This is a genomic window from Paenibacillus sp. P3E (assembly GCF_001909045.1).
GTDB lineage: Bacteria > Bacillota > Bacilli > Paenibacillales > Paenibacillaceae > Paenibacillus_AQ > Paenibacillus_AQ helianthi.
On record NZ_LVWH01000197.1, the window covers coordinates 1 to 13,375 of the forward strand.

Consider the following 13,375-nt stretch of genomic DNA (forward strand, 5'->3'; position numbering starts at 1 on the left):
ATTATGTATAATCACGAAAAATCAGAGTCAGGAGATAGTGAAAGTCATGAACGAACCGACTTCTTCCAAGCCGATGTATGAGAAAATATTTGACGAAGTGAAGGAAAGCATATTGACTCAAGCCTATAGGCTTGGAGAACGTGTACCTTCCGAAAAAGAGCTTGCCGAAACCTATAATGTAAGCCGAATTACCAGTAAAAAAGCACTGGAGCTGCTGGCAGCAGAGCATTTGATCGTCCGCAAGCCGGGCAGGGGGTCTTTTGTGGCTGATCCTGCCACTGAACCTCAGGAATTACCGGGAGGATCAGGCAGCCGGGGCACTGCAATTAACACGGAGGAGAAAACCATAGGGCTGATCATAACGGACTTCGGCAACAGTTACGGGACCGGGCTGATCTACGGTATGGAACAGGCCTCGCGTGATAACGACTGTTTTCTGGTCTTGCGGAGAACCTTCGGGATTCCTGAGAATGAGGAGCAATCCATCCAGAAGCTGCTCAACCTGGGCGTGGATGGACTGATTATTTTCCCGGCACAGGGCGAATATTTCAATGCTGAGATTCTCAAGCTGGTCATTGGGCAATTCCCGCTGGTACTGGTAGACCGTCATTTGAAGGGAGTTGCCGCGGCATCAATCAGCTCGGACAATCTTCAGGCTGCGCTGGAAGCCACCGAATATTTGTTCGATCTGGGGCACACTCATATCTCGTTTCTGTCCCCTCCGCCGGTGGATACAACGGCCGTTGAAGACCGGATAGAAGGCTTCATTCAGGCTCACGCCCAGCGGGGGATTATGGTGGACAAAGAGCTGTGGGTCAGCGACCTGACTTCGACACTTCCTAAGTTTTTTAACCCGGATAATATTGAAAGGGATATAGCGCGCCTGATCTCTCATCTGGAGAGCCATCCATCGATTACCGCCCTGTTTGCCATAGAGTACAATATTGCCCTGCTCGCCAAAACAGCAGTGGAACGCCTGGGGCTGCGAATACCTGAAGACATTTCGATTATTTGCTTCGACAGTCCGCCGACACATCTCGGAGGCGGCTATTCCTTCACCCATATGCGCCAGAATGAGGAGGAGATGGGGCGGATCGCTGTAGAAAATGTGCTGAGTCTAATGAACGGGCATTCCGTACCCCATAAAGTAATGCTGGAAGCGAAGCTGATCCCCGGCAGCTCAACCGGACCTGCGGCCCGGAACAAAAGGCATTAACCAGAAGACCCATTCTACCGGATGGGTTTTTTTGTGGTTTAGTTATGCTTGATGATTCGGATTCTGTCACTGTTATTGATATATCATTTCAATTAAAATATTGATTGACATATTAATTGCATACCAATATACTATTCAATGTAAGCGCTTAATAAAAACATAAAGATAGGGAGGTTATCCTGCTGAATACCTCAAAAGAAATACCTCATTCCATACAGCGTCTGTCCGCGCGGGTCAGAGAGACACTGCCGGACCGTCCTAAACTGGCAAGCATGTTCGAGCAATGTCTATCGAACACCTGGCATACCACAATTCAACACCAGCGGGATGGAACGACTTTTGTCATTACCGGGGATATACCGGCCATGTGGCTGAGGGATTCTGCCGCTCAGGTCAGGCCTTTTCTGATCCTGGCCGCTGAAGATGATGCCATAGCAGATATGATCGAAGGCTTGGTGAAACGCCAGTTTGCGTTTATCGAATTGGATCCTTATGCCAACGCGTTTAACCACGAAGCGAACGGCCAAGGGCATCAGAAGGACCAGACGGTCATGAACCCGTGGATTTGGGAGCGGAAATACGAAATTGATTCCTTGTGTTATCCTGTCCAGCTCAGTTATCTGCTGTGGAAGAACACCGGGCGGATCACTCCGTTCGATGATGCTTTTGTAAAAGGGGTCTGGCGGATAATCAGCCTCTGGACCACGGAACAGCACCATGAACGTGATTCCGCCTATACGTTTCAGCGAACGGATTGTCCACCCACCGATACCCTGGTCCGTGAAGGAAAGGGCAGTATGACCTCCTACACGGGAATGACGTGGTCCGGGTTTCGTCCAAGTGATGATGCCTGCGAATATGGCTATCTGATTCCGTCCAATATGTTCGCCGTTGTTGTCCTGCGGTATGTATGCGAAATTGCCGGAGAGGTGCTGAATAATCCGGAGCTTGCGGCAGCTGCACAACATCTGCTGGAGGAGATCGATGGAGGCATACGGCAATACGGGCTTGTGAACCATCCTGAATATGGGACTATGTATGCGTATGAGACAGACGGATTGGGCAGCGTGAACCTGATGGATGATGCGAATGTTCCGAGTCTGCTGTCGAGTCCTTATCTCGGCTATACGTCTGCTGATGATCCGGTCTATATGAATACACGCAGATTTATTCTGAGCCCAAGTAACCCCTACTACTTTTCAGGAACTGCTGCAGCGGGTATTGGCAGTCCCCATACCCCCAGCCGATATATTTGGCCTATTGCCCTGGCGGTACAGGGAATGACATCAGGCAGTGCCGAAGAGCGGCAATCCATGCTGGATCTGCTGGAACATTCCGATGCAGGCACCGGATATATGCATGAAGCCTTCCACGCAGACCACCCTGCCGAGTATACCCGCCCCTGGTTCTCTTGGGCCAATATGATGTTCTGTGAGCTGGTGCTGATGTGCTGCGGGATTGAAATCAAGCGAAGTTGAAGGAACGGCAACAATGACATACCAAATAGTGTAAGGGGGATACAACAATGAAAAAATGGTTGATTACGGCACTTTCCCTGGTGATGCTCTCCGCATTGGCAGCAGGATGCGGCGGGAATTCGGACAATTCCGGAACACCCGCAGCCAAAAATAGCGGAACAGACGCTGGCAGCAAAACTGAGAAGACAGAGCTTACCTTCTGGGGGGACTGGGGGGGAGAAGGACAGAAGCAGTTCGAGACCATGGTCGACGCCTTTAACAAATCCCAGGATAAGATTCATGTGAAATATGTGCTGCAGCAGGATATGATCACGAAGTTTTTGACGGCTGCCACGAATGGCGGCGCCCCTGACGTCCTGTTCTGGGACCGTTGGCGGACCTCACTCTATGCCCCCAAAAATGTGCTGCATCCTGTGGATGAATATTTGACACGGGACGGCATCTCCAAGGATGACTTTTACAGCGAATCGCTGACGGAGCTCTCTTATAACAATAAATTGTACGGCCTACCGCTTACGGTAGATGCACGGGCCCTCTTCTATAATAAGAAGCTGCTGGCAGAGGCCGGGCTTCAGCCCCCGACAACCTGGGATGAGCTGGAAACCGCAGCCGCGAAGATGACCAAATGGAAGGGCAACAAGCTTGAAGTTGCCGGCTTCTCGATGGCTGACCTGGGTTTGTTCAATATGTACCTCCAGCAGGCCGGCGGCACCATGCTGACCGAGGATGGAAAGACCAACTTTAATAATGATAAAGGCAAGCAGGTCTTGGAATTCTGGGACCGTTTGATGAACAAAGACAAGGTGTACAAGGTGGGATTTGAACTGGGACTGGGAGAAGGGCAGGATGCCTTTGTTACCGGCAAGGTTGCTATGCTCTATTCCGGTCCATGGATGCTGAGTACCTACAATAAATATGGCAAAGACCTCGATTACGGTGTCGTTCCGCCTCCCGCAGGTCCGAATGGCGACAAGGGCAGTGTAATGGGCGGCTTCGGCCTCGTCATTCCAGAAGGCTCCAAGCATCATGATGAGGCATGGGAATTCATCAAATGGTGGACGGCCAACAAGGACAACGCATTGCTCTGGGCCAAGACCAGTCTCAATCTGCCGGGCTTCAAGCCCTCCATGGAGGACCCGTTCTTCCAGAATGATCCGCTGTGGAAACCGTTTTTGGAAACGCTGGAATTTGCCAAAGTCCGTCCTTCGCATCCCGGCTACTCTGTAATGGAGACGGACGCTCTGGCACCTAATCTCCAGCTGAACCAGCAGAACAAGCTGAGTATTGAGGATACCCTGAAGAAATCCCAGGAACAAGGGGACAAAATGCTCAAGGATAATGAAGTTGTAAAGTAGACGGTTGCCAGCGGCAGGGGATAATCCCCTGCTGCGATGGAGTCTTGCTGCATGATGAAGGGGGGAAGTTATATGGCTTCCATGAGAAAGGTGGAAAGACACCAGGCGCGGACAGCATATTTGTTCATCACGCCAACGGTGCTGCTGTTCGCGGTGTTTACAGTCATACCTGTAGTGATGGCCTTATATTTAAGCTTTACTAATTATGACGTGCTCAGCAGAAATGACTGGATTGGCCTCGACAACTACCGGCGGCTGATCGATGATGATCTGCTATGGAAGACATTCCGCAATGTCTTTTTGTATTCGGTGATTTTTGTCCCGCTTAATATTCTGATTTCATTGCTCCTCGGGCTGCTGCTAAGCCGGGCATGGCGCGGGGTCAAGCTGTTCCGCACCTTCTATTATCTGCCTACGCTGACTTCGGCTGTTGCAGCGGCAACCGTATGGATCTGGCTGCTGCATCCGGAATTCGGTCTGGTCAACGGTCTGCTCTCCTATGTCGGGATTACCGGACCCGCCTGGCTGTCCGAGACGAGAACGGCCATGCTGTCGATTGTCATGCTGACCCTGTGGCAGTCGGTCGGCTCCAATATGATTATTTATCTGGCCGGTCTGCAGGGAGTCCCGGATTATCTATACGAATCGGCGCGGCTGGACGGAGCGGGTAAACTGGACTGCTTCCGGTTTATCACCTGGCCGCAGCTCCGGCCAACTACCTTCCTGGTCAGCACGATGGCCATTATCGGCGCACTGCAGCTGTTCGACCAGGCATTCGTTCTGACACAGGGGGGGCCGGCGAATGTTACCAAAACACCAGTCTATCTGATCTACCAGCAGGGCTTCAACCAGTTGCAGATGGGGTATGCTTCAGCTCAGGCCTTTGTGCTGGCTATGGCTATTCTGGTGTTCTCACTGATCAACATGCGGATATCCAAAGCCGAAGAGCCGGTCGTATGAGCAGGATAGCCCGAAAAAAGGAGGTATACAGCCATGGGTGTTACCGGCGGCTCTGCCATGAAGCGGGGCTTTAACAAAACTGTGTATTATATCGTGTGTATTCTTATCGCTATAGCTATGTTCCTGCCATTCTACTGGAGCGTGCTGACATCCCTGAAGCCGGATGATGAGATTTTCGCTATGCCCATTAAGTGGTTTCCGGATCATTTAACCTTTGAACATTACCGTAAAGCGTTTACGACGGTACCCTTTGCACTTTATTTCTGGAACTCGCTGGTCCTGGCTTTAGCCGGTGTACTCGCTAATCTGTTCTTTGGCTCACTCAGCGGCTATGCCTTTGCAAAGCTGAAGTTCAGACTGAATAAGCCCATCTTCCGCGTGCTGCTCGCCGCCATGATGATTCCCGGTATCGTAACCATGATTCCGACGGTATATGTCATGCGCCATATTCCGTTTGCCGGTGGCAATGACTTCTTTGGCAGTGGCGGGAATGGCTTGATGAACTCGTTTTGGGGCATTATTCTGCCGGGGGCATCGGGTACTTTTGCGGTTTTCTTCATGCGCCAATTTTTCCTCACCTTACCCAGTGACATGATGGAAATGGCCCGGATCGAGGGCTGCAGGGAATTTATGATCTTTTGGCGCATTTATCTGCCTCTGACCAAGCCGGCCCTGGCTACCTTGAGCATTTTTACTTTTCAGGCAGGCTGGAACGGCTTCCTATGGCCGATGATCGTGCTGAATGACCCGGACAAGGCGACCATCCAAATGGGGCTGCAGGCCTTCTCCTATAATTTTCAGACGGATTACGGGCCCATGATGGCGGGTGCACTGGTGGCGATTTTGCCAATACTGGTGCTGTTTCTGGCCTTGCAGCGTTATTTTGTACAGGGCATTGCGTTCAGCGGTATCAAAGGTTAGCGAAGGCTGGCAATAGATCAACAGATATGGGGAGAGAGCCTTATGAAGCAAATGAAGCTTGAAGCTGCAGTATGGGAGGAACGGGCAGACGAGGCGCAGGAAGCGCTGGATCATTTCTTCTGGAATGAGTCCATTGGAATGTATAACATCGCAACGCCTTGCCCGGACGGGGAGTGCAACACTGTATTTCACTACTGGTGGATGGCGCATGCCGTGGATGTGCTGGTGGATGGTCTGCTGCGGACGAAAAACGGACGTTACGAAGACCGCCTCGCTTCGCTGCACGAAGGTCTTCTGCGCCGCAATGGCGGAGTATGGCCGAATGAGCTCTATGATGATATGGAGTGGATGGCCTTGGCCTGGTTCCGCGCCTATCAGGCAACCGGGAAGACTCGCTACAAGGAGACAGCGCTGTTGTTGTGGCAGGACATCCAGACCGGCTGGAATACCCACATGGGAGGGGGGATTGCCTGGCAGAAATCACAGCTTGATTACAAAAACACCCCAGCCAACGCACCGGCTGCCATTTTGGCCGCCCGGTTGTATCAGTCCTTCGCCGATCCGCAGGATCTGGAATGGGCAGAGAATATTTTCCATTGGCAAAAGCACCATCTCGTCAACCCGGAGACTGGTTTTGTCTGGGATGGTATGAACCGTGCCGGTGACGGCTCAACCGATAAGGATTGGAAATACACCTACAATCAAGGGGTATATATCGGTGCGGCCATCGAATTGTACCGGATTAAGGGGCAGGCTGCTTACCTTGAAGACGCCCGGCAGACCTTCACCGCTGCTGTTAAGGAGCTGGCCGATCCGCAGTCCGGTATTTTGCCGGATGAGGGGGATGGGGACGGCGGGCTGTTCAAGGGTATTCTGGTCCGCTATGCTGCGGAATGGGTCAAGGCTGATCCGGAAGCAAGTGAAGCCGTGTCTTTTCTGCACAGAAATGCAGAACGGCTCTGGGGGAGCGGGAAGGGTGCGGATGGCGCCTTGTTTGGTACAGACTGGAGCCGCCCGCCTGCCGGTATTGTCCAGCTCAGCTCCCAGCTTAGCGGCATCAAGCTGCTGGAACGGCTGGCGGAGCTAAGCAGGATAACTGGTAACTAATTTATACCAGCATTGTTAGTCCGATTGGCATACCCATGATCCTGATATATGAGGTGATCTGATGGACATTTCCGCAGAAGCGGTAACGAAGGCGGATTGGCCGGCGCGTGCGGACGAGGCCCAGCGAAGCCTGAAGAAGCATTTTTACAATGAAAAAACCGGAATTATGAATCAGTGGTTTCCGCGAGAGTACTTCCGGCCGGATGACAACTTCTATTATTGGTGGCATGCTCATGTGCTCGATGTTCTTGTAGATGCTTATGAGCGTACTCATGACCCTGAATTAGCCTTGCAGATCCGGGAGTACAGCCGCAGTCTGCGTGCTTATAATGGCGGGACCTTTCTCCACAATTATTATGATGATATGGAATGGACCGCACTTGCGCTGCTGCGGGTGTTCCAGGCTACCGGTGAAGAGGAGTACAAAACCGCTGTATTGGAGCTATGGACGGATATTCAAACCGCGTGGAACGATCATTTCGGCGGAGGAATGGCCTGGAAGAAGGATCAGCTGGATTACAAGAATACCCCGGCTAATGCGCCTGCCGCTATTTTGGCTGCCCGTCTGTACAGCCTGCTGCGGAATCCGGAGGATTTGGAGTGGGCGGTCCGCATATTCGAATGGAACCAGGCTCATCTGGTTGATCCGGGTTCAGCTTGGTGTGGGACGGGATCAACCGGCTGGGAGACGGCAGAGTTGACTATGATTGGGCATTCACTTACTGCCAGGGCGTATTCTTAGGGGCAGGAGTGGAATTGTACCGCGTTACCCGGGAACAGAAATATGCAGATGCTGCTCTCCGCACGGCCGGGGCCTGCATCCACCGGCTGTGCGACCCGGATACGCTGCTGCTGCCTGATGAAGGCATTGATGACACCGGTTTGTTCAAAGGAATTCTGATCCGTTATTTTGCTCAGTTGGAGAAGCAGTTCCCCGGAGCAATACCTGTCCGTGAGGTTATTCTGGCTAACGCGGATGCTTTATGGAATAAAGGGCTGGACCACCGGTCAGTGTTGTGCGGCCCCTCTTGGGAACTGAAGCCTATACTGCCGGTTCAGCTTAGTGTACAGCTCAGCGGACTGATGCTGCTTGAAGGTGCAGCCGTTATGCAGAGGAGATCTACATCAAGTGAACTTGAATAATAACAGAATCATATTCTATAGCTTTGGAAATGATCCAAGGAGATGATGTGATGAGGAAGAGAGTTAACGGCAGAGTCAAATTGGGCTTAAGATGTTTGCTGGCTTTCCTGCTGGTCTGGCCACTAATGATGGGCACCTTCACTGTGCCGCAGGCATCCGCATTAGACAATGGTCTTGCACAGACTCCGCCGATGGGCTGGAACAGCTGGAACTTCTACGCTTGCAATGTGGATGAGAACAAGATTAAGGAAGCGGCTGATCTGCTGGTCAGCACCGGGATGAAGGATGCCGGCTATAAATATGTCGTGATTGACGACTGCTGGCAGACCGGCCGCGATGCGAACGGAAATATTCTGGCCGATCCGGTCAAGTTCCCCAGCGGTATGAAGGCGCTTGCGGATTATGTTCACAGCAAGGGGCTGCTGTTCGGGCTCTATACGGATGCAGGTTATACCACCTGCGCAGGAAGGCCGGGGATGTACAACCATGAGGTTCAGGATGCCCTGACCTTCGCGACCTGGGATGTGGACTATGTGAAGGTAGACTGGTGTGATAACAGGGGGATGGACCCGCAGGCGAGGTATACGCTGATCCGGGATGCGCTTTTGAATTCCGGGCGTGATATCCTGTTCAGCATCTGCAACTGGGGCATCAACAAGCCTTGGGTGTGGGGGCCTGAAACAGGGAACATGTGGCGGACAACAGATGATATCTTTGATTTCTGGCAGCGGGTGACCTGGATTATCGATCAGAACTATCCCCTGGCTAACTTTGCCGGACCGGGCAGGTGGAATGACCCTGATATGCTAATGGTAGGCAATTATGGAGCGGGGGCTGTTTTTGGAGAGGGCATGACAGATACGGAATACCGTTCCCATTATTCGATGTGGGCGATTATGGCTGCACCGCTGATCGCCGGGAATAACCTTTCCAGCATGAGCGCATATACCCAGGCAACTCTGATGAATTCTGAGGTAATTGCTGTAGATCAGGACCCGCTCGGCAGACAGGGCGTACTGGTTAGCGATGTAGACGGCAAACAGGTATTTTCCAAACTGCTGCAGACCCCGGGCACCAGGGCCGTTGTCCTGTTCAACCGCTCGGAAACAGCTGCTTCCATGACCGTGAATTTCACCAGTCTGGGACTAGGCTCATCAGCTGCTGTCCGGGACTTGTGGCAGAAGTCGAATCTGGGCACTTATAACGGAAGTTATTCGGCAACTGTTCCCCCACACGGCACAGTAATGGTGAAGCTGACCGGCACGGAAGCAACGACGAGTCCCGTCGTCTCCGGCAAAACCTACCGGATCATCCCCAAATCAACCGGACTATCGGCGGCAGTCGAAGCTTCCTCCACACAAAATGGAGCCAAGGTGCTGCAATGGGATTACGGCATTTCCCAAAATGACAAATGGACCGTTACTTCGACTCCTGGAGGATTCTATAAGCTCATTAATGTGAACAGCGGCAAAGCGCTGGCCGTAGAGAACGGGGACCCCAACAACAACGCAAAAGTCATTCAATGGGACTATGGCACAACCGGCAACGACCAGTGGCAGATTGAAGGCATTGGCCAGGGATATTACAAGATCATTAACAAGCTCTCCGGCAAATCCCTCAATGTGGCGGATAATTCGCTGGTCAGCGGTGGCGGATTCATTCAATGGACCTATGGAGCGGCGGATAATATGACCTTCCAGATGGTTGAAACCGATGTGACCTATGAAGCAGAAGCCGCTGTGCTGCATTCTCTCTCCACGGAATCCACTCATCAGGGCTATACGGGCAAAGGCTACATCTCAGGCTGGAACGCCAACGGGAAGTGGGTGGACTTCAACGTCATTGCTGACACGGCCGGAATCTATAATTTGACCTTCCGTTATTCCGGGGGAGCGGGTAACGCAGGGCGTTATCTGTATGTAAACGGGGCAGGGGTTGTCAATAATGTGGTGTTCAACGGGACGGGAAGCTGGGATTCCTATAACACCGTTACTATACCGAATGTCACCCTGAACAGCGGCAGCAACACAATTTCATTAATCTATGATACCGGTAAGGGAAGTGCGAATTATCTGAATCTCGATCATCTGAAAGTATCCCACTGACAATGAAAGGGGCAATGAACGTGACCCACTGGAAAAAACTCTGTTCCGCCGCTTTGCCTGCCGTGCTGGCCCTATCTCTGCTCACTCCTGGTGCGGGTTCGAAAGCGGAGGCCTTCACCGCTTCAAATGCTGATGATGCCATGACGGCGCTGGTAAATGTCTTTTACGACTCATCCGCAAAATACTTCTTTGTCAATAGCGACCATCAGATTCACCCGGAGCACGCATACGGGCCGGATAGCGGCCTCTATACGGATTTCTGGTGGGAAGCACAGCTCTGGGAAACGGTAATGGATGCATACGAACGCACTAACAGCCCGGTATACCGGACGATGATTGATAATATCTATACCGGCTTCAATACCAAGTATCCTGATATGATGGCCAATGCGTTCAATGACGATCTGGGCTGGTGGGCACTGGCCTGTATGAGGGCTTACGAACTAACCGGAACTGCTGAGTACCTTAACCGCGGGAGCTATCTGTTCGACCAAATCTATTCGGAATGGGACACGGCTTATAGCGGGGGCATCTGGTGGAGAAGGGACGCACATACTCCGGGTCAGGCGAACGCCCAAAAAAACATGGCGACCAATGCTCCAATGGTCATGACGGCCGTCAAGCTCCGCAATGCCTATAATAATTCCGCATATCTGACCAAAGCCACCCAAATCTACAACTGGACCAAGTCAACTCTGGTGAACGGGAGCAAGGTCAACGATCATATCGAAGGGACGGGCAGCGGCATCGTCAAGGATTGGGACTTTACCTATAACTATGGAACTTTTCTCGGGGCCGCTGTTTCTATGTACCAGGCGACTGGAACTTCCGCTTATCTCACAGATGCCAATACTGCCGCCCAATATGTTGTGAACAAAATGGTGTCCGCTCAAAGCCTGATGTATGAAGGGGAAAATGATGCCGCCGGCTTCAAAATGGTCTTCATCCGTAACCTGAACCGTCTGCGCGTACAAGGCGGTCAAACGCAATATTTAAGTTTTCTTCAGCAAAACGCTACACAAGCCTGGAATCACCGGCGGGTCTCCGATCAGATTATTGGCAGCGACTGGCTCCGCCCTACAGGCACTTCCTATGTGCAAAGTCTGGCTGCAGCAGCAGGAGCTTCTATTCTCCAGCTTGTACCAGCTGATGGCTACACCGGCTATATTGCCGGGAACGGCGCATATGAAGCGGAGAATGCGCGGCGGACCTTGGCCTCCGGCGGAGGGATGATTAATGAAAGCACCAATGCCGGTTTTAGCGGAAGAGGCTATGTGGGAGGCTGGAACACGACCGGAACATCCATCGACTTTTATGTTAACCAGAATACATCTGGTTCCAAAACAGTGACCTTCCGTTACGCTGCGGCCGCTGGCAATGCATCGCGTTATGTAAAAGTGAATGGAGTTGTGGTTGCAGCCAATCTGGTGTTCAATTCAACCTCGAGCTGGAGTACCTACGGAACTGTATCCGTATCAATACCGCTGAATGCAGGCTCCAATACAATTCAACTGGGGTATGACAGCACATTGGGGAATTCGAATTATCTGAATGTGGATTTGCTGAGCGGTTTGTAAATCGTTAACAGAGGGTGACCCAGAGCCTGGAAACAGGCTGGCGGGTCACCCTCTTAACTATCATAGCCTGGTATATAATGCGACAATTATCCATACTTATCTAGTCTTTCTCCATATGCATTGTAGACGCTATCATCTATATTAATTAATGAATAGTACAGTTAATGAGGAGGAGAACGAATGATGTCCAAAATTACATTTATCGGTGCCGGAAGTACAGTTTTTGCCAAGAATGTGTTAGGTGACTGTATGGGGACAGAGGCCCTACAGGGCTTTGAGCTTGCTTTGTTCGACATCGATCTGGAACGGCTGGAGGATTCCAAAAGCATGCTGAACAATATTAAGGCCAGCACCGGCAGCACATGTATGGTGAAGACCTATACCGACCGGAAGGAAGCGCTGCGCGGTGCCAAGTACGTGATCAATGCGATCCAGGTAGGCGGTTACGATCCTTGTACGATTACAGATTTTGAGATTCCCAAGAAATACGGACTCCGGCAGACAATCGCGGATACTGTCGGCATTGGAGGCATTTTCCGCAATCTGCGCACGATTCCGGTGATGCTTGATTTTGCCGCTGATATCCGAGAGGTGTGCCCGGACGCTCTGTTCTTGAATTACACGAACCCGATGGCTGTACTGACCAATGTAATGAATACGTATGGCGGAGTTCAGACGGTTGGATTGTGCCACAGTGTGCAGCACTGTATTCCAGGCTTATTCGAAGCGCTTGGGATGGACCAGACAGGTGTGCAGGCGAAGATCGCCGGCATTAATCACATGGCTTGGCTGCTGGAGGTTACGAAGGACGGGGAGGATCTGTATCCGGAAATCAAGCGCCGGGCCGCTGAGAAGCAGCAGCAAGAGCGTCATCACGATATGGTACGGTACGAAATGATGCTGAAATTCGGATATTACATTACAGAATCATCAGAGCATAATGCGGAATATCATCCCTATTTCATCAAAAAAGGCTATCCAGAGCTGATTGAACGATTTCAAATTCCGCTGGACGAATATCCGCGCCGCTGTGTGGAGCAGATTGGCGGGTGGAAGCAGATGCGTGCGGAACTGGTCAATAATACATCGCTTCATCATGAACGCTCCCAAGAGTATGCTTCGTATATTCTGGAAGCCATTGAAACCAATGTGCCTTTTAAAATCGGGGGTAATGTATTGAACACCGGACTAATCACTAATCTGCCTCGTGAAGCTTGTGTAGAAGTGCCTTGTCTTGTCGATGCCAGCGGAGTGGCTCCTACCTATGTGGGCGATCTGCCGCCGCAATGTGCCGCGCTGAACCGAACAAATATTAATACGCAGCTGCTGACCATTGAAGCGGCAATAACCGGTAAAAAAGAACATATCTATCACGCAGCTATGCTGGACCCGCATACATCCGCCGAGCTGTCGTTGGATGATATTGTATCCATGTGCGATGACTTGATAGCTGCGCATGGGAATTGGCTTCCAGAGTTTAAATAAATAGGATAACGGATGGATGAATCATCTT

Annotated in this window: 11 protein-coding genes; all 11 read left to right on the forward strand. The window is 51.5% G+C overall.

Annotation, left to right across the window (positions count from 1 at the left end):
• Positions 1-46 precede the first annotated feature (46 nt).
• The 11 genes from A3842_RS23835 (at position 47) to melA (ending at position 13,347) form a co-directional block, all read left to right on the forward strand.
• Positions 47-1,216 (forward strand): GntR family transcriptional regulator, encoded by a 1,170-nt coding sequence (locus A3842_RS23835; RefSeq protein ID WP_074102960.1) that lies wholly within the window; start codon positions 47-49, stop codon positions 1,214-1,216.
• A gap of 182 nt (positions 1,217-1,398) precedes the next feature.
• Positions 1,399-2,694 carry a glycoside hydrolase family 125 protein gene (locus A3842_RS23840; RefSeq protein ID WP_074102961.1) on the forward strand — a complete coding sequence of 432 codons (1,296 nt, stop codon included), beginning with the start codon at positions 1,399-1,401 and terminating at the stop codon, positions 2,692-2,694.
• 47 nt (positions 2,695-2,741) lie between these two features.
• Positions 2,742-4,049 carry an ABC transporter substrate-binding protein gene (locus A3842_RS23845; protein WP_074102962.1) on the forward strand — a complete coding sequence of 436 codons (1,308 nt, stop codon included), beginning with the start codon at positions 2,742-2,744 and terminating at the stop codon, positions 4,047-4,049.
• A gap of 72 nt (positions 4,050-4,121) precedes the next feature.
• Positions 4,122-5,009 carry a carbohydrate ABC transporter permease gene (locus A3842_RS23850; RefSeq protein WP_074087562.1) on the forward strand — a complete coding sequence of 296 codons (888 nt, stop codon included), beginning with the start codon at positions 4,122-4,124 and terminating at the stop codon, positions 5,007-5,009.
• Between the two features lie 33 nt (positions 5,010-5,042).
• A complete protein-coding gene (locus tag A3842_RS23855; protein WP_074087563.1) occupies positions 5,043-5,930 on the forward strand; it encodes a carbohydrate ABC transporter permease in 888 nt (295 codons plus the stop codon).
• Positions 5,931-5,972: 42 nt separating this feature from the next.
• Positions 5,973-7,037, forward strand: a complete 1,065-nt coding sequence (locus A3842_RS23860; protein WP_074102963.1) for a glycoside hydrolase family 76 protein — start codon at positions 5,973-5,975, stop codon at positions 7,035-7,037.
• Positions 7,038-7,098: 61 nt separating this feature from the next.
• On the forward strand, positions 7,099-7,779 hold the full coding sequence (locus tag A3842_RS33455; RefSeq protein ID WP_256701839.1) for a glycoside hydrolase family 76 protein: 681 nt from the start codon (positions 7,099-7,101) through the stop codon (positions 7,777-7,779).
• The gene (locus A3842_RS33460) at positions 7,698-8,180 is read left to right on the forward strand and encodes a glycoside hydrolase family 76 protein (protein WP_256701841.1); all 483 of its coding nucleotides are present in this window, start codon (positions 7,698-7,700) and stop codon (positions 8,178-8,180) included. The genes A3842_RS33455 and A3842_RS33460 overlap by 82 nt, the downstream gene beginning before the upstream one ends.
• Positions 8,181-8,230: 50 nt before the next feature.
• On the forward strand, positions 8,231-10,285 hold the full coding sequence (locus tag A3842_RS23870) for an RICIN domain-containing protein (RefSeq protein WP_074102964.1): 2,055 nt from the start codon (positions 8,231-8,233) through the stop codon (positions 10,283-10,285).
• 20 nt (positions 10,286-10,305) lie between these two features.
• Positions 10,306-11,862, forward strand: a complete 1,557-nt coding sequence (locus tag A3842_RS23875) for a glycoside hydrolase family 76 protein (RefSeq protein WP_074102965.1) — start codon at positions 10,306-10,308, stop codon at positions 11,860-11,862.
• Positions 11,863-12,045: 183 nt separating this feature from the next.
• Positions 12,046-13,347 carry an alpha-glucosidase/alpha-galactosidase gene (gene melA / locus A3842_RS23880; protein WP_074102977.1) on the forward strand — a complete coding sequence of 434 codons (1,302 nt, stop codon included), beginning with the start codon at positions 12,046-12,048 and terminating at the stop codon, positions 13,345-13,347.
• Positions 13,348-13,375 lie beyond the last annotated feature (28 nt).

Coding starts and splice junctions, on each gene's coding strand:
- A3842_RS23860 (WP_074102963.1), top strand. CDS start 5,973: ATGAAGCAAATGAAGCTTGAAGCTGCAGTATGGGAGGAACGGGCAGAC.
- A3842_RS23835 (WP_074102960.1), top strand. CDS start 47: ATGAACGAACCGACTTCTTCCAAGCCGATGTATGAGAAAATATTTGAC.
- A3842_RS23870 (WP_074102964.1), top strand. CDS start 8,231: ATGAGGAAGAGAGTTAACGGCAGAGTCAAATTGGGCTTAAGATGTTTG.
- A3842_RS33455 (WP_256701839.1), top strand. CDS start 7,099: ATGGACATTTCCGCAGAAGCGGTAACGAAGGCGGATTGGCCGGCGCGT.
- A3842_RS23845 (WP_074102962.1), top strand. CDS start 2,742: ATGAAAAAATGGTTGATTACGGCACTTTCCCTGGTGATGCTCTCCGCA.
- A3842_RS23850 (WP_074087562.1), top strand. CDS start 4,122: ATGGCTTCCATGAGAAAGGTGGAAAGACACCAGGCGCGGACAGCATAT.
- melA (WP_074102977.1), top strand. CDS start 12,046: ATGTCCAAAATTACATTTATCGGTGCCGGAAGTACAGTTTTTGCCAAG.
- A3842_RS23855 (WP_074087563.1), top strand. CDS start 5,043: ATGGGTGTTACCGGCGGCTCTGCCATGAAGCGGGGCTTTAACAAAACT.